The sequence below is a fragment of the Singulisphaera acidiphila DSM 18658 genome (assembly GCF_000242455.2).
Taxonomy (GTDB): domain Bacteria; phylum Planctomycetota; class Planctomycetia; order Isosphaerales; family Isosphaeraceae; genus Singulisphaera; species Singulisphaera acidiphila.
In genome coordinates, this window is record NC_019892.1 from 6,049,678 (window position 1) to 6,069,551 (window position 19,874).

15 protein-coding genes are annotated in these 19,874 nt (G+C 63.2%); 10 read left to right on the forward strand and 5 right to left on the reverse strand.

The features are described from left to right. Window positions 1-8 precede the first annotated feature (8 nt). Window positions 9-293, forward strand: a complete 285-nt coding sequence (rpsT, locus tag SINAC_RS23835) for a 30S ribosomal protein S20 (RefSeq protein WP_015248123.1) — start codon at window positions 9-11, stop codon at window positions 291-293. Window positions 294-397: 104 nt separating this feature from the next. Next, a complete protein-coding gene (locus SINAC_RS23840) occupies window positions 398-1,099 on the forward strand; it encodes an endonuclease III domain-containing protein (RefSeq protein ID WP_015248124.1) in 702 nt (233 codons plus the stop codon). 85 nt (window positions 1,100-1,184) lie between these two features. Here SINAC_RS23840 and SINAC_RS23845 read toward each other — a convergent pair whose 3' ends face one another. Further along, a complete protein-coding gene (locus SINAC_RS23845) occupies window positions 1,185-2,387 on the reverse strand; it encodes a LolA family protein (RefSeq protein ID WP_015248125.1) in 1,203 nt (400 codons plus the stop codon). Window positions 2,388-2,601: 214 nt separating this feature from the next. On the opposite strand from SINAC_RS23845, the gene SINAC_RS40990 reads away from it, so the two are divergent. The 5 genes from SINAC_RS40990 to SINAC_RS23870 all read left to right on the forward strand — a co-directional run bounded on the left by SINAC_RS40990 (window position 2,602) and on the right by SINAC_RS23870 (window position 8,986). After that, on the forward strand, window positions 2,602-3,678 hold the full coding sequence (locus SINAC_RS40990; protein ID WP_015248126.1) for a hypothetical protein: 1,077 nt from the start codon (window positions 2,602-2,604) through the stop codon (window positions 3,676-3,678). A gap of 248 nt (window positions 3,679-3,926) precedes the next feature. Then, window positions 3,927-5,738 (forward strand): DUF11 domain-containing protein, encoded by a 1,812-nt coding sequence (locus tag SINAC_RS38195; protein WP_015248127.1) that lies wholly within the window; start codon window positions 3,927-3,929, stop codon window positions 5,736-5,738. Window positions 5,739-5,902: 164 nt separating this feature from the next. Then, window positions 5,903-6,406 carry an RDD family protein gene (locus tag SINAC_RS23860; protein WP_015248128.1) on the forward strand — a complete coding sequence of 168 codons (504 nt, stop codon included), beginning with the start codon at window positions 5,903-5,905 and terminating at the stop codon, window positions 6,404-6,406. Window positions 6,407-6,587: 181 nt separating this feature from the next. Continuing rightward, a complete protein-coding gene (locus SINAC_RS23865; RefSeq protein ID WP_015248129.1) occupies window positions 6,588-8,087 on the forward strand; it encodes a DUF1501 domain-containing protein in 1,500 nt (499 codons plus the stop codon). 44 nt (window positions 8,088-8,131) lie between these two features. Beyond that, window positions 8,132-8,986, forward strand: coding sequence for an amidohydrolase family protein (locus SINAC_RS23870; protein WP_015248130.1), 855 nt, complete (start codon window positions 8,132-8,134; stop codon window positions 8,984-8,986). A gap of 31 nt (window positions 8,987-9,017) precedes the next feature. On the opposite strand, the gene ispD is transcribed toward SINAC_RS23870, so the two are convergent. Further along, complete coding sequence (ispD, locus tag SINAC_RS23875; protein ID WP_015248131.1) at window positions 9,018-9,764, reverse strand: 2-C-methyl-D-erythritol 4-phosphate cytidylyltransferase; 747 nt, start codon at window positions 9,762-9,764, stop codon at window positions 9,018-9,020. A gap of 273 nt (window positions 9,765-10,037) precedes the next feature. Between ispD and SINAC_RS23880 the strand changes: the two genes are divergently transcribed. The 3 genes from SINAC_RS23880 to SINAC_RS23890 all read left to right on the forward strand — a co-directional run bounded on the left by SINAC_RS23880 (window position 10,038) and on the right by SINAC_RS23890 (window position 12,150). Further along, window positions 10,038-10,871: a restriction endonuclease gene (locus SINAC_RS23880; protein WP_015248132.1), complete on the forward strand. Its 834-nt coding sequence runs from the start codon at window positions 10,038-10,040 to the stop codon at window positions 10,869-10,871. Between the two features lie 257 nt (window positions 10,872-11,128). Continuing rightward, a complete protein-coding gene (locus tag SINAC_RS23885) occupies window positions 11,129-11,368 on the forward strand; it encodes a hypothetical protein (protein WP_015248133.1) in 240 nt (79 codons plus the stop codon). Between the two features lie 101 nt (window positions 11,369-11,469). Further along, window positions 11,470-12,150 (forward strand): flavoprotein, encoded by a 681-nt coding sequence (locus tag SINAC_RS23890; RefSeq protein WP_015248134.1) that lies wholly within the window; start codon window positions 11,470-11,472, stop codon window positions 12,148-12,150. A gap of 358 nt (window positions 12,151-12,508) precedes the next feature. On the opposite strand, the gene SINAC_RS23895 is transcribed toward SINAC_RS23890, so the two are convergent. The 3 genes from SINAC_RS23895 to SINAC_RS23905 form a co-directional block, all read right to left on the reverse strand. Then, the gene (locus tag SINAC_RS23895; protein WP_015248135.1) at window positions 12,509-13,981 is read right to left on the reverse strand and encodes a glutamate synthase subunit beta; all 1,473 of its coding nucleotides are present in this window, start codon (window positions 13,979-13,981) and stop codon (window positions 12,509-12,511) included. Next, a complete protein-coding gene (gene gltB / locus SINAC_RS23900) occupies window positions 13,974-18,545 on the reverse strand; it encodes a glutamate synthase large subunit (protein WP_015248136.1) in 4,572 nt (1,523 codons plus the stop codon). The genes SINAC_RS23895 and gltB overlap by 8 nt, the downstream gene beginning before the upstream one ends. Before the next feature lie 160 nt (window positions 18,546-18,705). After that, entirely contained in the window at window positions 18,706-19,674 is a 969-nt protein-coding gene (locus SINAC_RS23905; RefSeq protein ID WP_015248137.1) for a LysR family transcriptional regulator, read from the reverse strand. Between the last annotated feature and the right edge of the window lie 200 nt (window positions 19,675-19,874).

A 19,874-nucleotide genomic window follows, 5' to 3' on the forward strand; every position in this document is an offset into this window, starting at 1 on the left:
AACAAGTCATGCCGAATACGCCTTCCGCGATTAAACGACTGAAGCAGAGCGTCAAGCGCAGGATGCACAACCGGATCGCGAAGAAGATCATCAAGACCTATGTGAAGCGAACCTTGGCGGCGGTCGTCGCCAAGGATTTCGACAAGGCCGAGGCCGACTTCCGGGTTGCGACCGCCAAGATCGATAAGGCCGGGGTGCGCCGGGTCCTCCATCCCAACACGGCGGCCCGCCGTAAGAGCAAGCTGGCACGCGACTACAAGGCCGCTCTCGCCAAGGCGAAGGCCACGGCCTAATTCGCTTGGGATTGTCGCTGTCTTGGGACGAAAAATGGGGAGGGTGCCGACCCTCCCTCGCGTCCTGTTCTGATTGGGATCGGCGATGAGGCGAGGATTCGGCGATGCCGACCTTCGACGAGTCCTTTTCCACGATCGAACTTGCCCTCGGCGAACGATTCGGACGCCCCGATTCGGTCGCTGAGGGACTTGCTGATTCATTTGCTGCAGCCGTCGCTGTGATTCTCGGACAATCCATCGACGCTAAGAAGGTTGCGAAAAGCCTTCGTGCCTTGGCCGAAGCCGGGCTCCTCGAGCCCCAGGCGCTGGCTGAGGCGGATCCCGCTGAGATCGTCGACACGCTCAAGGCGTTTGGCATCTCACCGCCGGCCCGAGTCCTCGGACCGGTCCGACGCATGGCGGCTTGGGTATTGGCTCGCCAGGAGCAATCCCCCGACCCGCTCCGTGATGAATCGATCTCGACCAGTGAGCTTCGCGAAGAACTGCGAGGCTTGGCCGGCATCGGCCCAGCCACGGCCGACGAGATCCTGCTCTTAGCGGGACATCGGGGCGTCTATCCTGTCGACCGGGCTACCTACCGGATCCTGGTCCGGCATGGTTGGCTCGATCCGACGGCCGAGTATGACGAGGCCCGTTCCGTCATGGAGAGGCCGGGCCATGAGGATTCGGAGACCTTGAACCGACTCTCCGGTTGGTTTGCACAGGTCGGCCGCGAATTTTGTAAGCCGAGCGTCGCCAAATGCGAACGCTGTCCCCTCCAGCCCTTCTTACCAGAAGGGGGAGCACTGGAACCCGACGCTTATTAAATCGCAGGTTACGGGGCCCGACAATCGAGCGAACCTCTCCCCAAAGACCACGGGTGGGATGCCCGTGGTTCCAGAGGGAATTCCCTTACTTCGACGTGGGCGACGTGTCCGGACGAGGTGAGGGGACCTGGGCGCCGGGCTCCGCCGACTTGGGCACCTCGATCGTTTGGTTCAGGAGCGAGTCGTCTTCGCCCTTGGCGGCTTCCGCCTTCTTCTTGGCCGCCTGCATCGTCGAGGCCTGCTCCAGACCGTCGAGGATCTCCTTCGTTTTGTCGTCAGGCTGGACGTCTTTCGGAGGAGTGAAGACAAATTCCTGATCGGGCACGGGCGTGTTGAGCTTGACCTCGGAATAGATGAGCTCGATCCGGGTCAAGAGAGGCTTCTGGATCGAGTTCAGGGAGCCGATCCGTCTTCCGTTGGGGCCGATCGGGCGGGTATCTTCCATGCCTCCAAGGAGTGGCGAGGCTTGCTGTCCGACGAGCGTGACCTTGTAAGGCCAGTAATCGTCCTCGCCAAGATAGACCGTCACCAGGCTGGGGACATAAGAAGGCAGCCGCATGGTCGGGCCGAGGGGCTGTGAGTTCGGGCCGAAAAGACCCTCACGGTTTGTCCAGTTCCCCCGGAGGATCCAGACCGGGCGATCGTTAAGAGTCCCTTTGGTTTTCTGATCGAACGTAATCGTCTTGCGGAGGCCGACCAGGAGTGCGTCGGGTCCGGCGAAGCCGAGCTGGATCATGATTTTTTCGCGAATTTCTTCGTCGAGATCGATCCCTCTCAGTTTGGCCAGGATCGCTCCTGCCTCAAGCTTGCGATAGATCTGGGTATCGAAGACTTTCTGGTGTTCCCAGAAAGTTGTGCCGTCGCAAACCTGTTGCATGAGGCCCGAGGAATCGGGCAGGTCGTGGACCTCGAGCTTGAGGTAGAGTCGGTCCCCGGACGCCTTGCGGTAGCGGCCCTTGATCTCGAATTTCTGGTCGAGCATGGAGACCTTTTCGAGGATCTCGGCCGTGACCGAATCGAGTGCCTTGACCTTTTTAATGGCCTCGTCGAGCAGGATCTCGGCCTCGGTCGGAGGCGCGGGCTTGGCCGGCGCTGCAGCAGGACCGGCGGGAGGCCCGCCCGCCGCATTTGGCGCGGGTTTGGCCGGTTGCCCATACGTCTGGAATAGGCCCGACAGAGCGACCGCGATTACGGTCGCGGGGATGATCCGATTTTTGGGCATGGTAGGGATGTAGGGCTTTTCCTCAAGGGTCGGAAAGGAATGCCCGATCATATCGCTAGGCGTCATACGACGCAAGTCCGGCCGAAGGGTGCGAGAGGTGGACGGCGGAGCTGTTCGCTCGCATATTCCTGAGGGGCCGGTCTGCCTCACCCGCGACGGGCCTCGTCAACGGGCGAGGTGGTTGCGGTAGTTCCTGGAACGATGGTGAGTTTTTCCCCGATCGGCGTTCGCTCTTGCTTTGGCGACGGCCGGCCTCGGTCGCGGATGTTGGAGAATATCCATGCATACGATCGGTTTGCTGATCCTGGCGGCGGCGACCGCCGGGGACGGGTATGGTTACAGTAAACCCAACGTGGGTCTCAAGAAACTCTTCCGTCCTCACGCGGTCATGCATGGCCCGCCCCCGCCGGGCGGCATGATTGGCCAAGGTGGGGCGGGCATGGGATGTGCGCATGGCCATCCCGGTTGCGATGGCGGTCCGAGCTGCATGGGACCGGGCGGTCCCGGCGGTGGACCGGGCGGTCCCGGCGGTGGACCCGGTGGTCCCGGCGGTGGACCCGGTGGTGCTCAGTCAGGACGACGGTTCCCCAACGTCCGGAGCCAGATCTACTTCCTCGACCCCGACACCATGAAGATCGGCTGGCAGACCGGCACCGGCGGCCCTGATCGGGTCTACGTCCCGGCCCAGCTCACGGTGCCGGCGCGTTACAACTTCATGCAGGGGTATATCTATCGCCTGAAGTTGACGGATATTCCGGGCCGGCCCGGCGTTCAGCTCTACCCGACGATCGAGGTGGCCCCCTCGACGCCGCAGACCGACGCCTACCTGACCCACAACCCGATTCCGGTTCAGTTCACGGCCGAGGACTTCGACCAGGTGGTCGACGGCGGGAACTTCGTGACCAAGGTCATCTACCTGCCCGATCCCAAGTTCCAGGAACTGGCGATCGCCGGGGTTGAAACCCTGGTCTCGACGCGGCTGGAGCCTGGTGTCGACCCGATCCTGGAGGCCGATAAGCGAGGGACCATCCTCCTGATCGTCCGGGTCGGTGCCATCGACCTGGAGATGCCCAACTCGGGAACCACGGTCCCGTCCAACGTGATCGGCGGCGTGATTACGGGCCCCGGAACGGTTTTGGCTCCTGGCTCGCTGCCGCCCGGCACGCTCCCCTCGGGGATCGTGGCTCCCCCGGCCTTGGAGAACGTGCCGCTGGAAGCGGCTCCGGTCTCCCCGGCTCCTGCTGCGGCTCCCCTGGCCCCGGCTCCGGCCCCCCCCGCCCCGGTGACGGAAGGGGCCGAATCGGTACCGCCGGCGCCGCCGGCCGACACGGTGCCTCCGCCCGCCGCCAATCCTTGATCGCGGCCGAGGAGCCTCGGCTCCAACCCTCGTGACTCACCATCGCCCCGGCGGTCGCGTGCTCGAACCGCGATCCGCCGGGGTTTTTCGCACGCCCCGGCGCGGACGTGCGCCGCTCATCAGGGCCATCACCCCTTTTAAGGAGCGGATCAAGCCGCCGAGAGACACCCCGGCACCGTTATTTGGGTGCGCCTTCGCGACTCGGGAGATCGCGATCCCCTGGTCCAACGAATCAAGGAAATGAAGAGATGAGCCTTCAGGGAACAATCCGCCGCACCGGCAGCCGGACGGCGCGCCTTGCATGGCCGCTCGGGGTTGCGGTCGCCATTGCCATTGCCTTCGGCCCGGCCCGGGGCGTGGCCCAGTCGTTCACGCCGACACCCCCGTCTTCACCCGCGTCCGTGCCTGCGCCCCCTCCGCCTGTTTCGGCCGCGCCAATGCCCCCCGTTTCGCCGTCCCTTGCGCCTACATCCGAGCCCGGCACGGTCGTGCTGGAGGCCGGGGTGGGTGTGCCCGTCCTCCCTCCCCACATTCAGGTGGTTCGCTTTCAGGTGCCTGAGGGAGCGCACGTCGAGGTGCTCGGCCCCCCTCCCGAACCGATTGGCTTTGCCGCAGGCTCAGGGCCGGTGGAAGGCCTGGTCGGGTTGAAGGTCGGGGTCGGTTACCGGCTCCGCCTCTGGGATTTGCCCGGCCGGCCCGATGCGGAGCTCTTCCCCGTCGTGGAGGTGGTGGGCCACCTCCATCGGCCGGCGGGAATGGATCCGTTCAAGTTTCCCATCCAGGTCCACTTCGGCGAGGATGACTTCCTTGACGCCGTCGACCACGGCCGGCTCGTGACCCAGGTCGTCTACCTCGAAGATCCCGACCAGGCGTTGCCGATCAGCTTGCCGAAAGGGGAGATCCCAATCGTGACGCTCACCCCGTCCGAGGACCCGCTCCGCGTGGGCGCGGCCTTGGGGCGAGTGATGGCGATCTTGCGAATCGGTGGCCGCAAGCCGTCCATTGAGGAGCTGAACGGTGAGCGAATTCTCGGCCCAGGAATGGTCCCCCCAGGGCCGGACCGCTGCCCGTTCTCGGGTTCGGACGGCGGTGCCTGCAAGCTTCCCTGTGGCCCGGTGCGAGGAACCCCTCCGCCTCCCGGCCGCCCTTGGATCCCCCGCGACGAATACCTTTGCGACGGCGGCGACCACGCCGAGCCGGCCCACTTCGGCGGCGACGGCGGCCTGCTCGGCATCGACCCGCGTGACGCGGTCATCCAGTTCACGGATACCAAACGCCCTCGGATCTTGCCGACCAACATGGTCTGCGTCTATGCCCCTCGGTTCGCCGAGGTTCGCCTCAGCGTCGGCCCGAATGAGACCTTGGCCGTCGAGGGACCCCGTCGCGCCGAGATCGTCGAGGCCCAAGTGGCCCTCTTGGCCCGGCAGGAATCGAAGCGGCTCGTGAAGAACGAGGCGGCCGAGGCCAACCGGCATCGGGCCCGCGCCTCGGGGATGGCCAGCCGGGTCTTCGCCGGAGCCCACTCCGAGATCCGCGTGCTCAACGGATTCAGCATCATGACCCACATCGCGGGCGCTCGCCTGATTCAAGGCCCCGAGCAGTCGAGCAATCGCCAGAAGACGATCGGTCTCCGCGAGGAAATCCCCGCGCTCGGAATCAAGACGGCCGAGAGTGCCGTGGTGACCGGGATCGTGGAAGGGGCAGGGCAGACGGTCATGACCTGGACCCCGCGCGAGACGGTGGGTGTCGAAGAACCGCCGAATAAGCCGGGCCTGGCCGTGATCAAACGTGTCAGCTCGGGCGAGGCCGAACAGGGGGATACCCTCACCTTCGTCATCCAGTTCCGCAACATGGGGAATACGCCGATCCGCTCGGTCTCGGTGATCGACAGCCTCTTGCCGCGGTTCGGCTACGTTGCCGGCAGTTCCGAAGGACCGAAAGGCACCGTCTTTACCGCGGGCGAGAATAAGGCCGGCTCGACCGAACTCCGCTGGGATCTCCCCGGCTCGCTCGCGCCTGGCGTCGAAGGGTTCGTGACGTTCAAGGCGATCGTGCGCTAAATCAGTGATCTGGTTTTGAGGAGCCGGGCGGGGTCACTCCACCCGGCTCCCTGACGTCGATGATCTCGGGAATAATCCCTATGCTGCGCCGAATAGTGAGATGGCAAGGATTTTAGAGCGGCCTAATTTCGATTCCCTTCCAAGGGAAATGGGGAGCCTGTGCGATGAGTTATGTCGAAGATATTGGGAATAATCCCTACGCGGCACCGAATGCGGATTTCTCTTACCATGCTCCGGTCATGGAAAAGGGATTCGAGTACGCCGGGTTCTGGAGGCGTTTCGCCGCGTTCTTTCTCGACTCGATCATCGTTGGCTTCGCGAATAATCTCGTGGGCTTCACCCTCGGTTTCGTTCTGGCCCTGGCCGGGGTGTCGATGACGGTGATTCAAATCACCGGTTTCCTCGTCGGGATACTTATTAGTATCCGCTATTACGTGGGGATGACGAGCTCTTCAAAGCAGGCGACCTGGGGAAAAAGGGCGATGGGCATCAAGGTGGTCGACCTCAACGGTCGTCGGCTCAGCTTCGGAAAGGCGTTCGTGCGTGAGTTTGCCAAGGTGCTTTCGGGGCTCCTCTTGTTAATCGGCTATATCATGGCGGCTTTTACCGAACGCAAGCAGGGGCTCCACGACCTCATTGCCGGCACCTTGGTCGTCAAGTCGCGATGACCTGAGCCTGAGCCGCCCGGGATTGGAGGGAAAATCAAGGCATCGGTGCCCCAAGGTTGTTTAACCTACCTTGAACTGGCATAATGTCGTCGCAATGTCCTAAAACGGATGCTGGCCAGGCTGCTTTTCCCGCGCAGCCTGGTTCCCTCCTCCTGCCAGTGGTCCCTGTCCTGAGGTGGCCATGCTTCGCGTTCTTGGTGGTCCGAAGCGTTTCTGCAATGGAATGACGCGTCGCGACCTGCTCCAGGTCAGTTCGCTCGGTCTGATGGGCCTTGGGCTTGCGGGCCGGGGTGCCGCGCGCTCGGCGACCGCTGCGCCGCTGGCGACGGCCGGTCAATTCGGCCAGGCCAAGGCGTGCATCTTTCTCTTTCTCTACGGGTCGCCCAGCCAGCTCGAGACGTTCGACCCCAAGCCCGACGCGCCTGAAGAAATTCGAGGGGAGCTGAAATCGATCCCCTCACGAGTTCCTGGCCTCGACGTCTGTGAGCTTCTGCCTCGAATGGCGAAGGTCATGGACAAGGTGACCGTGATCCGGTCGGTCTCCCACCCGTACCCGCTGCACGGCGTGGCTTACGCGACGACCGGGATTCCTCGGATCGATGCCCCCTTGGAGCTGAACCCGAGGGGCGAAGGGCAATGGCCGTACATCGGGTCGGTGATCGATTACGTCGAACGCTCGAAGGCAGGGACGACCCAGCCTGAGGTGCCGAACAACCTTGTGCTCCCCTGGGCGTTCAGCAGCCAACGGGTCGGCGAAGTCGCTCGCGCGGGTCCGTACGGCGGCTTCCTCGGCCAGGCCTACGACCCCGTTTCGACCGAATTCGTCGGCAAGGCCACCAAGAAGGCCTCGAAGACGCTCGCCGACAAAACCTGGAACGACTTCGAACCGTACCGAGGGATCACCCCCGAGAGCCGGTTCCAGCTTGGTTCGGTGTCGAGCCTGGGCCCCGACCTGACGTTCGACCGGCTTGACCGCCGTCGAAACCTTCTCGAGCAGTTCGAGCAGACCCGCCGCGAGCTCGACGCCGGGACGAAAGGGGCGGGCATCGAGCACTATCGTGCGATGGCCTACAGCCTGCTCGGCTCCGACCGGCTGCGGAATGCGTTCGACCTTGAACAGGAGACCGCTGCGACGCGCGAGCTTTATGGCATGACCCTGTTCGGCCAGGCCGCCCTGACGTCGCGCCGGTTGGTCGAGGCGGGGGGCCGGTTCATCACCGCCTTCTGGGACGAGTATGGACTGGCGGGGACCGGCTGGGATACTCACTGGGACCACTTCCCCCGGATGAAGGAAGAGCTCCTTCCCGGCCTCGACCAGACGCTCTCCGGGCTCTTGCTTGACCTCGACAACCGTGGCCTGCTCGACGAGACGCTCGTCGTCTGCCTGAGCGAGCATGGTCGGACGCCGATTCTGAGCACGGGTGGGGGGGGAGGCCGCGACCACTGGTCGCGGTGCTACTCGGTTTTGATGGCGGGCGGCGGGGTGGCGCGGGGGCGCGTCGTCGGCCGTTCCGACAAGATCGCCAGCGACCCGGTCGAACGCAAGGTTTCCCCCAAGGACATCCTCGCCACGATTTACCACCTGATGGGGGTCGACCCCGGGACCATGCTCGTCGATAAGCAAGGGCGTCCGATGGCCCTCATGCCCGACAGCGAGGTCGTGACCGAGGTGCTCGCCTGATCTTGCCTTTGGCTTCGCTTTGCGAATACCTGGAGAGCTTGGGGATGGCTTTGGAACCGTACATCGACGCGCATTCACACATCTGGACACCCGACGTCGCGCACTACCCGCTGGCCAAGGGGTTCACGGTCGCCGACATGCAGCCACGGTCGTTCACGGCCGAGGAGTTGCTCGCCCACTGCCGGCCGGCCGGAGTGGGGCGGGTCAACCTGATCCAGATGAGCTATTACGAGTTCGACAACTCGTATATGCTCGATATGATCAAGCTCTATCCTGATCGGTTCGTCGGTACCGGCATTGTCGATCCGCTCGCTCCCAAGCCGGACGAGGCGATGCGGGCCTTGCTTCCCAAAGGGGTTCGCGCCTTTCGGATCGCCCCGAATTTCAGCAAGCAGCCCCCCGCGCATTGGCTGGAGCCTGCCGGCTACGCCGCCATGTTCGCCGCCGCCGCCGAGACCAAGCAGGCCCTGAGCTGCCTGATCAATCCCGACGGCTTCCCCGAAGTCGACCGGATGTGCACTCAATTCCCCCGCACGACGGTGATTATCGATCACCTTGGCCGGATCGGGGTCGATGGCACGATCAAGCCAGAGGAGGTCGACGCCCTCTGTGCGCTGGCCAAGCACCCCAAGGTGCTGGTCAAAGTGGGGGCGTTCTACGCCTTGGGGAAGAAGAAGGCCCCGTACCTCGACCTCGCCCCTTTGATCCGGTCGGTCGTTCAGGCGTTCGGCGCCAAGCGCTGTATGTGGGAGACGGACTGTCCGTTCCAGGTTGATCGGGACAAGTACAGTGACAGCATCGACCTGATTCGCACAGGGCTCGACTTCCTGACCCCCGAAGACCGCGAATGGATGCTCACGCGCACGGCTGAGCAAACCCTGTTTCAGCCTCTCGGCTAGCCAGTGACGCTCGCCTCAGGAAACAAGGTCCTTACCACATGGCCCGTTCGTCGGAGAACGGGTGGATGGGGCTGTCGCGTTTCGGCTTGGGGAGGGCCTGGAGGACGGCCGAGGCGAGGCGGAGGTCGGCTTGGGACGTGATTTTGAGGTTCATCGACGTACTCTCGACCACCGCGCACGATTGACCGATGGCTTCCACGAGCTGGGTGTCGTCGGTCACATCGGCTCCTAACTTCGCCCGATTGGCGTAAGCGCGGAGCAGAAGCTCGCGGCGGAAGACTTGCGGCGTTTGCGCCAGGTAGAGATCGCGCCGCGGGACCGTCTCGGTGGTGAGCCGGTCGGCTCCGACGCGCTTGATCGTGTCGGCGACCGGGACGGCCAGGAGCGCGGCGCCGTGTTCCCTGGCCGCTGCGAAGACGGCGTCGATCTGGTCGCCGGTCACGCACGGGCGTGCCGCGTCGTGAATCGCCACGAATTCGCAATCGGGTTCGAGGATCTCCAACGCTTTGGCGATCGAGTCGGACCGCTCCGCGCCCCCGTCGATGACGCGGATGTTCAAGAAGGCGACGCTGGCCCGGAACCGTAACTCGAAGAGCTCACGATCTTCGGGGGCGATCACGACGATGGTCTGAGCGACGTCGTCGCGGTTGACGAACGGCTCGGCTGCACGGAGCCAGACTGCGCGGCCGTCGAGCTCGGCGAAGACCTTCTTCTGCTTCGCGTTGCCGAACCGCGTCGAACGTCCCGCAGCCGGAAGAATCACGGCAAACTTACCCATCGGTCGGCCCCTTCCTTGGACTTCGGTGGTCGGGTTCAATTCCGACCCGAGACTCTGAATGTTGGCCCCGGAACGCCGGGATGTCAACGCGAAGGAACTTCGGGGTGAGACTGGATCGGTCGCGAGACCGGAGAATTTGTTTGCCCGCCCGGTCGGCTCAGGTGATGCTGAAGAAACGAGAAGTAGGGGGAGTCGATCCGGCTCGACGGAACAAGAAAGGCCAATCCGCCTCCATTTCCGAAGGCCGGCCGACCAATCAGGAGAGGAAGGGCGATGGAGTGTCTCGGGCCGCAATGTGCCTCGATGCTGCTGGAGTGGATCAAAGAGCAAAGCAGCTCGTCGACGCCGCTCAAGGTCAAGGGGGCGGAGACGCCTTCGACCGGGAGTCGCCAGGGTTTGCTCTGGACGAGCCTCCCTTATCAGGAGGATGCGCCGGCGATCCGGTCGCCTGAGGAACTCGCGGGGGCGTTCGAACATTTGCACTATGCCGTGTTCCGTCGCTATCAGAACCAGTTGACCCGGGCGGAGCGAGCTCGGCTCGACAATACGATCCGGAACGCCCTGTACAAGATCGAGCGTTACGTTGACCGCCTTGAAGGCAATGAACGCAAGGAAGTTGAGCATGCCTTGCACGAGGTCCGTGACGAGGTCCGCGAGGCCCGTGAGCGGGCCGAGCGGCTCCGGCTCCAGGCCAAGCGTGCCGACCTGAAGCTCGCGCAGCTCGGAACGTTGACCCCTGAGGGCTTCGAAGAGTTCGTGGCCGAGGTCTTTGAAGCCCTCGGTTATGAGGTCGAGGTTGTTGGTGGATCCGGCGACCAAGGGGCCGACTTGCGCGTGAAACGCGACGGCCTGCTTGCCGTCGTCCAGTGCAAGTATCACAGCCGCGGGGTCGTTGGCTCGCCCGAACTTCAGAAGTTTCTCGGCACGGTTCACCACACGCGGAGCCACAAAGGATTCTTTGTCACGACGCGCACGTTCTCACTGGCAGCCGAAAAGTTTGTCGCCGAGCACCCGATCGAACTTATTGACGGCCCTCGACTGGTCGAACTGGTTCAGGATGCCATCGGCCCTGGTTCCTCGCGAGAACCCGAACCAGTCTGGTTTTAATCTTCAGGGATCGCGATCCGATCGATATCTAAACCATGTCCGCCAGTGGAATCAAGAATATGGCGCGATACTTGCATTGTTCTCGTAAGCGAGGAGTATTTGGTCGCGAGTGCTCCTCAAAAGTCGGACTCGGGCTCAAGGTGAACACAGAAGTAACGACGAAATAAACTTGACTGGGGATAGGACCACGGTTTAGCTTGAGTTCGCCCGGGAGGAGTCCGCGCAACAGTGGTGATCCCCAGCCAAGGAGGGTTTCGATGGCCATATGCAACTCGAAGACTCCGCTCCGCTCTCTGGAACTGCCTAACGAGTTCGAAGACTTGTCGGGTTTGCTCCAGACCGATTTGAAGGTCATCGTCTCGGCGCTAGTAGAACGGGCGGGAGAACGCCTGCTCCTGACGCGCCGCGAGACTCAGCAACTCCGGCGCACCCTCTGGAACAATTTGACCCAGGCTGTCAACGACGCGGTTGAGCCTCTTTCCGCCGACCGCCGGTGAGGGTTGGTTCCCCCCCCCTTAGTAATAATGATGTCTGTTCACCTTTCTTCTGATGGCCTCACTCGCTCACTTGTGTTGAGCGAGTTGGGCTCGCGAATCGAATGAATCCCCTACCCGCATCGCGAATTGTCTTGGGTGTGACCGGATCGGTGGCCGCCGTGAGAACCCCCGCGCTTTACGCGTCGCTCCGCGCAGCGGGGCACTCGGTGCGCGTGGTCTCGACGGAGCCTGCGCTCCATTTTTTCGATCCCGAGGAACTCGCTCGTGATGAGCGGGACCCGCTGGGAGGTCCGCTCTTTCGTGATGCCGACGAGTGGACCGGCACCGGCGCCGGCATGCGCTATCAGCGTGATGACCCGGTCCTACACATCGCGTTTCGACAATGGGCCGACCTCTTGATCGTGGCCCCGCTAGACGCCAACACCCTGGCGAAATTCGCACTCGGGTTATCGGACAACTTTCTGACCTGCCTGTTCCGGGCCTGGGATTTCACCAAGCCGGTGATCCTGGCCCCTGCAATGAATACGCTGATGTGGCAGAGTCCCGTGACGTTGCGCCACCTGCGCCAACTCCTTGAAGACCGTGGCGACGGCCCGGTGGAAGCAGGCTGGGATCTCAACGAGGCGGCCGAAGTCTTCGCCAGGCAGGCGCCGCAGCTCGTGCTCGTCCCCCCCCAGGCCAAGCGGCTGGCCTGTGGCGACGTGGGCCTGGGTGCGATGGCGGAAGTCGCTACCATTGCTGAGGCCGTGCGGCAATGGAGCTTGCTCACAAATCAATTGTGAGCAAATCGTTGTCGACTCGGAGAGGCTGCGCCAGAACAAGCTTTAAGCCGTTGGATATGGTCTTCCTTTATGAATGGCGCAGGCCCTGGGTGCCACGGGTTGCACTCAACCCGTGAGCGGAAGCCCTGGTTTTTGGCTCACGGGTTGAGTACAACCCGTGGCACCCAACAGCATTAGATTAACTATGGTAACCGTGGCCAATAGCTTAGGCGATTGTTTCAGTCCCACGGGTCATTCGGACAACGCCCCGTGAGAAGGCTGAGCGAGAAAACGGACAAGCCCAGTCAGGGCGGCCTCCTGGGATGAGGCTGCCCTGACTGGGCGTTGGTTCATCGTGGTTTCGAGTCGCTCATTCCGCTTATGCGAACGGTCGAGCGGAGTTGCCGTGATCGAGCGGCTTGGGCAGGAGCGACTGCCCCATCAGGTACTCATCAATGGAGAAGGCGGCTTGTCGCCCTTCGGCGATTGCCCAGACGATCAGGCTCTGGCCGCGGGTCATATCGCCTGCGGTGAAGACCTTGTCGACGCTCGTGCGCTTGTCGGGGCCGGCCTTGACGTTGCCCATGCGGTCGAGCTCGACGCCCAACTGATCGAGCAGGCCCTTGCGTTCGGGGCCGACGAAGCCCATGGCCAGCAAGACCAGGTCTGCGGGGTACTGCTTTTCGCTGCCTGGGATCTCGATGAATTGGGGTCGGCCGTTTTCGACCTTCATCTCGACGCGAACGGTCTCCAAGTGGGTCACGCGACCGTTTTCGCCGACGAACCGCTTGGTGTTGATCGCGTATTCCCGCTGACCCCCCTCCTCGTGCGCGGAGGAAACCCGGAAGACGTTCGACCACTGCGGCCAAGGGTTGGTCGGCGTGCGGGACTCGGGAGGGCGGGGGACGATCTCAAACTGATGGACACTGTTGCAACCGTGACGGTGAACGGTTCCCAAACAGTCAGCGCCGGTATCGCCGCCGCCGATGATGATGACGTCCTTCCCCTTGGCGGAGATGAAGTTCGCATCGTCAATGACGTCGCCCGCAACCCGCTTGTTTTGGAGCGGGAGGAACGTCATGGCGAAGTGGATGCCATCGAGTTCGCGGCCTTCGATCGGAAGGTCGCGTCCGAGGGTCGACCCACCGCACAGGCAGATCGCGTCGAACTCAGCGAGCAGTTGCTCGGCCGTGATATCGACGCCAACGTTGACGCCGGCCCGGAAGATCACCCCTTCGGCTTCCATCTGGGCGACGCGGCGATCGACGTGCTGCTTCTCCATCTTGAAGTCGGGAATGCCGTAGCGGAGCAGGCCGCCGATCCGGTCGTCGCGTTCGAAGACTGTGACCGTATGCCCTGCGCGGGCCAGTTGCTGCGCGGTGGCCAAGCCGGCGGGGCCGGAACCGACGACGGCGACGGTCTTGCCGGTCAGAACCTTGGGAGGCATGGGGACGACCCAGCCTTCTGCCCAGGCCTTCTCGATGATGTTCGCCTCGACCTGCTTGATCGTCACGGGATCGCTGTTGATCCCGAGAACGCACGAGGCTTCGCAAGGCGCCGGGCAGAGCTTGCCGGTGAACTCGGGGAAGTTATTGGTCGCATGCAGACGTTCGAGCGCGTGACGCCACTGATCGCGGAAGACCAGGTCGTTCCAGTCCGGGATCAGGTTGCCGAGCGGGCAGCCTTGGTGACAGAACGGGATCCCGCAATCCATGCACCGGGCCCCTTGGGCCCGGAGCTTGTCTTCGGAGAATGGGTTGTAGACCTCAAGGTAGTCGTTGACCCGGTCCGGGATCGGCCGCCGGGTCGGCAACTCGCGAGGAATCTCCATGAAACCGGTCGGCTTACCCATTTCTCACCTCCAATTGCAGCTCGTCCAGTCGCTTGGCTTCGGCCAGTTTCTTCTGTTCTTCGAGAACCCGGCGATAGTCGACGGGCATCACTTTCACGAACTTCTCGACGGCCCACTCCCAGTCGCCAAGGAGCCGAGCGGCGACCTTGCTGCCGGTGTACCCCGCGTGCGAGAGGAGCAGATCGCGGATGATCTCGATATCCTCGGGGTCACGAAGCGGCTCGAGGTCGACCATCTCGAGGTTGCACCGCTGGGGGAAATCCCCCGTCTCATCGAAGATGAACGCCGCGCCTCCGCTCATGCCGGCGGCAAAGTTTCGGCCGGTCGGGCCGATGACGACGGCAACGCCCCCCGTCATGTACTCGCAGGCATGGTCGCCGGTCCCTTCCACGACGGCCCTGGCCCCGCTATTGCGGACGCAGAACCGTTCCCCTGCGCGGCCACGGAAGAAGGCCAGGCCGGCAGTCGCTCCATAGAGCGCGACGTTGCCGATCAGGACGTTGTCCTCGGGCACGAAACTCGCGTTCTTAGGGGGATAAAGGATCAGCTTGCCCCCCGAGAGACCCTTGCCGACGTAGTCGTTGGCGTCGCCTTCGATGGTCATCGTCATTCCGCGAGGAACGAAGGCGCCAAAGCTCTGGCCGGCGGAGCCGTTGAACTTGATCTTGATCGTGTCGTCGGGGAGTCCGGCCGCTCCATACTTACGGGTCAGCTCGCTGCCGAGGATCGTGCCCACGGTGCGGTTCACGTTGCGGATCGGCAGGGTGAGCTCGACCGGCTTGCCTGACTCCAAGGCGGGCGCGGCCAGAACGAGCAGTTCCTGGTCCAGGGCCTTGTCGAGGCCGTGGTCCTGTTCGTGGATCCGGCGAACCGCGACGTCGGGGCCAACCGGCGGCTGGTAGAAGATGTTGCTGAAGTCGAGCCCGCGCGTCTTGTAATGGTCGAGCGCCGGCTTCATGTCGAGCAGGTCGCTCCGCCCGATCATTTCATCGAGGGTGCGGAAACCGAGCTGGGCCATCAGCTCGCGGACTTCTTCGGCGATGTATTTGAAGAAGTTGACCACATGCTCAGCCTTGCCGGCGAACTTCTCGCGGAGCTTCGGGTTCTGGGTCGCGATGCCGACCGGGCAGGTGTCGAGGTGGCAGACCCGCATCATGATGCAGCCCATCACGACCAAGGGGGCGGTCGCGAAGCCATACTCCTCGGCCCCCAGCAGCGCGGCGATCACGACGTCGCGGCCGGTCTTCATCTGGCCATCGGCCTGAACCACGATCCGGTCGCGGAGCCGGTTGAGGACGAGTGTTTGCTGAGTCTCGGCCAGCCCGAGTTCCCAGGGGATCCCGGCATGCTTGAGCGACGTGAGCGGGCTGGCCCCGGTCCCGCCGTCGAAGCCGCTGATCAGGACCACGTCGCTGTGCGCCTTGGCCACGCCTGCGGCGACCGTGCCGACGCCGACCTCAGCCACGAGCTTGACGCTGATCCGTGCTCTCGGGTTCGCGTTCTTGAGGTCGTGGATGAGCTGTGCCAGGTCCTCGATCGAGTAGATGTCGTGGTGCGGCGGCGGGCTGATCAGGCCGACGCCGGGCGTCGAGTGCCGGACCTTGGCGATCCAGGGGTAGACCTTGTGGCCGGGGAGCTGCCCCCCTTCGCCGGGCTTTGCCCCTTGGGCCATCTTGATCTGGATCTCATCCGCGTTGACGAGGAATTCGCTCGTCACGCCGAACCGTCCCGAGGCCACCTGCTTGATGGAGCTTCGCTTGCTGTCGCCGTTGGGCAAGGGGGTGAACCGGGCGGAGTCTTCGCCTCCTTCGCCGGTGTTGCTCTTGCCGCCGAGCCGGTTCATGGCGATGGCCAAGGTCTCGTGGGCTTCGCCGCTGATCGAGCCGTACGACATCGCTCCGCTGGCGAACCGCTTGAGGATCGCCTCGATCGGCTCGACTTCCTCGATCGGAATCGCGGTCCGCTCGTCGAACTTGAAGCGGAAGAGGCCACGGAGGGTGCAGAGCCGCTCGTTCTGGTCGTCAACGAGCGACGTGTACTTCTTGAAGATGTCGAATCGACCCGCCTGAGTGGCGTGCTGGAGCCGGAACACGGTCTCGGGGTTGAACAGGTGGAACTCGCCATCCCGGCGCCACTGGTACTGGCCCCCTTCCTCGAGGATCGTCGGCCCGATTTCGCGAGCGTTGTAAGCGAGCCGGTGGTGCGTCAAGGTCTCGCGAGCGATCTCCTCGAGCCCGACGCCGCCGATCCGCGACGCGGTCTTCTCGAAGTAGCGGTCGATGAACTCTTTGTTCAGCCCGATCGCCTCGAAGATCTGGGCGCCTCGGTAGCTCTGGATGGTGCTGATGCCCATCTTGGACATCACTTTGACGACCCCCTTCTTGATCGCCTTACGATAGCGGTAGACCGCCTCGGCGTGGTCGATCTCGGGCTTGATCAACCCCTGGTTGATCATGTCGTCAAGCGTCTCGAAGGCCACATACGGGTTGATCGAGCCCGCCCCATAGCCGAGGAGGAGGGCGAAGTGGTGCACTTCGCGAGCGTCGCCGCACTCCATCACTACGCCGGCGCGGGATCGCAGGCCCCTGCGGACCAGGTGATGGTGCAGTCCAGCACAGGCCAGGAGCGAAGGGATCGGCGCGTTCTGAGCATCCACGCCCCGGTCGGAGAGGATGAGCAGGTTGGCTCCCGCTTCGATCGCCTCCACGGCCTTCGTGAACATCTCGTCGAGCGAGCGCTCCAGCCCGGCCGCCCCCTCGGCGGCGGGGAAGAGGATCGGGAGCAGGGCCGACTTGAACCCGCGCCAGCCTTCGAGCTGCTTCAGCTTCGCGAGATCGTCGTTATCGAGGACGGGCAGGTCCAGGGCAATCTGGCGGCAGCTCTCCGGGGTCGGCTCGAGCAGGTTTTCCTCTCCCCCCGCGCCGGTCAACACTGAGGTAACCAGCTCTTCGCGAATCGCGTCGAGCGGTGGGTTGGTCACCTGGGCGAAGAGCTGCTTGAAGTAGTTGAACAACGGCTGAGACTGATCGGAAAGGACGGCCAACGGGGTGTCCGTTCCCATCGAGCCAAGCGATTCCTCGCCGTTGTTGCTCATCGGGCCGAGGATGTACTTCAGGTCTTCGAGCGTGTAGCCGAACGCTTGCTGGCGATGGAGCAAGGTTTCGTGGTCAGGACCCGGCACATGAGGCGCGGAGGGGACCTCGGCGAGCGGGACCATGAACTCACGGAGCCACTTGCCGTAGGGCTTGGCCGAGGCGATCGAGTGCTTGAGCTCCTCGTCGTCGACGATCCGGCCTTCCTTGAGGTTGACGAGGAACATCTTGCCGGGTTCGAGCCGTCCCTTGAGGACGACGTCTTCGGGGGCGATGTCCAGGGCACCGACCTCGGAGGCCATGATTACGAGGTCGTCCTTGGTGACGACGTAGCGGCTGGGCCGCAAGCCGTTGCGGTCCAGCACCGCGCCGATGTTCTTGCCGTCGGTGAAGCCGATCGACGCGGGGCCGTCCCAGGCTTCCATCAGGCAGGTGTGGTAGGCGTAAAAATCCTTTTTGACCTGGGACATGGTCTCATGATTTTCCCAGGCTTCGGGGATCAGCATCATCATCGCGTGCGGCAGGCTGAAGCCCGACTTGACGAGCAACTCGACCGCATTATCGAGACATGCGGTGTCGCTCAAGCCTTCACGAATGATGGGCAAGAGCTTCTTGACGTCGCCCGGCTCGTAGAGATTCGACTCGAAGAGGGCTTCGCGGGCCCGCATCCAGTTGATGTTGCCCCGCAAGGTGTTGATCTCACCGTTGTGCGAGATCATCCGATAGGGGTGGGCCAATTCCCAGCTCGGGAAGGTGTTGGTGCTGAACCGCGAATGGAAGAGGCAGAGCGAACTGGTGAGGAGCGGATCGTCCAGGTCGTCCGCGAAGTAAGGGCCGACCTGGTCGGGGGTGAGCATCCCCTTGTAGACCACGGTGCGGCAGGACAGGCTCGAGAAGTAGAAGAACTTATGATCATCGAGGCCAGATCGCTCGAGCCGGGTCTCGAAGACTTTACGGATCACGAATAGTTTGCGTTCGAACCGATCGGCGTCGGTCATGGTCGGCCCACGACCGATCAGGGCATGATACATCGTCGGTTCGACGGATCGAGCGCCCTCGCCTAGCAGCGAGTTGTCGGTCTTGATCTTCCGCCAGCCGAGGAATTGTTGACCTTCCTCAGCGACGATCTCCTCGAACAGGCCCATTCCGAAGGCTTGTTGCGCGGGATCGGGCGAGGTGAAGAAAGCGCCGACGCCGTACTCTTCGGGGCCGGGCAGTTCGATGCCCGCGTCACGGCAGCGGGCCACGAGGAACTCGTGCGGGATCTGGATCAAGATCCCCGCCCCGTCGCCCGTGTTGTCCTCGCATCCGCAAGCGCCGCGATGGTTCAGGTTGATCAACGCGGTCAGGCCGTCGTGGACCAGCCTATGCGTTTTCCGCCCCTTGAGGTCGACCACGAAGCCGACGCCGCAGCTATCATGCTCGTGCTGCGGGTCATAAAGGCCCTGTTGCTTCGGAGACCCTGAACTCATGATGACTCACCCCTCACGGCGCTATCCGTGAACTGGAACGATCGGGATCAACTGCACTGCTTACTCGTCGAACGAACCAAGGCGATCCCGCAGACACCGCCCCTCCTCCTTTTGGTGGTGAGGGCCGGCTTCCCCGGGATCCTTCCCGACGCGATTGATTTTAAGGTTTCGCGTCGACATGTTCGGCCTGGCTGACGCCGGTCCCGGCGCCGGCCGTAGCCGGAACATTCTCTTCTGCGGCCGTCAGCAGTTTCAGAAACCGCGACGCCGTCAGGCTCAGTTGATGACTCCGTCGGCGAATGATCGCCAGCGGACGTGTCAGACGATGCGACGGGTCCTGGCCATCAATGCGGACCGCCGAGAGCGATCCCGCCTTGACCTCGCGTGCCAGTGTCGGTTCAGGGAGAATCGCCACGCCGGCCGGCATTTCGACGGCCCGCTTGATGTTCTCGATGTTATCGAACTCCACCGCGACCCGGACCTGGACGTTGTGATGGCGAAGGAACCGGTCGATGGCCCGGCGGATTGCTAAGTCGGCGTCAAAACCGACGAACGTCTCGCCGTCGAGGTCGGCGACCGAGACCTGCCCGAGCCTGGCGAACCGATGGCTCGGATGGACGGCCAACACCATCGCTTCCTCACGCCAAGGGATCACCGTGAGGTCGGTCCACTTGCGTGGGAACGAGATCAGGCCGAGCTCCACCTCTTCTGCCAGAACGCTCTCGACCACCCGCGTCGGGTGGAGGTACTCCAACTGCACATTCGCGCCCGGATAGAGGTCGCCAAACGTCCGGACATACTGACTCATGTGGTGCAAACCAATGGAATAGATCGAGGCGAGCCGCACCGTGCCGACCAGGTTGTGGTCGTCTTCCAGTGCCTTGACCCGGTTCTCGATTTCCAGGTAGCGACCCACCAATTCTTTGCAGCCCTCGTAATAAACCTTGCCGTGCGGAGTCAGCACCCAGGGACGCTTCGATCGATCGATCAACTTCACTCCCAGACGCAGCTCAAGTTGGTGGACCACCTGACTCGCCGACGATTGGGAGATCTGATTCTCCGCTGCGCCCCGTGAGAAGCTGGCCCAACGGACCACGTCGCAAAAGATCTTGATCGATTCGAGCTGCATGCCCTACATCTTGCCTATCGGCATTTCGCTGATACTGCGCTGAATGAGGTATCGGAATTCATAATACTAAACCGAGTCCCCACCAGTGCCGTCAAGAGGAGTCTCCAAAAATCGTGCCATTGGAGTGGGGATGGGTCGGTGGAATGGGAGCAGACGTTCGTCCCGAAAATCAGAATCCGGAAGGCGAATACCGGCTTGGA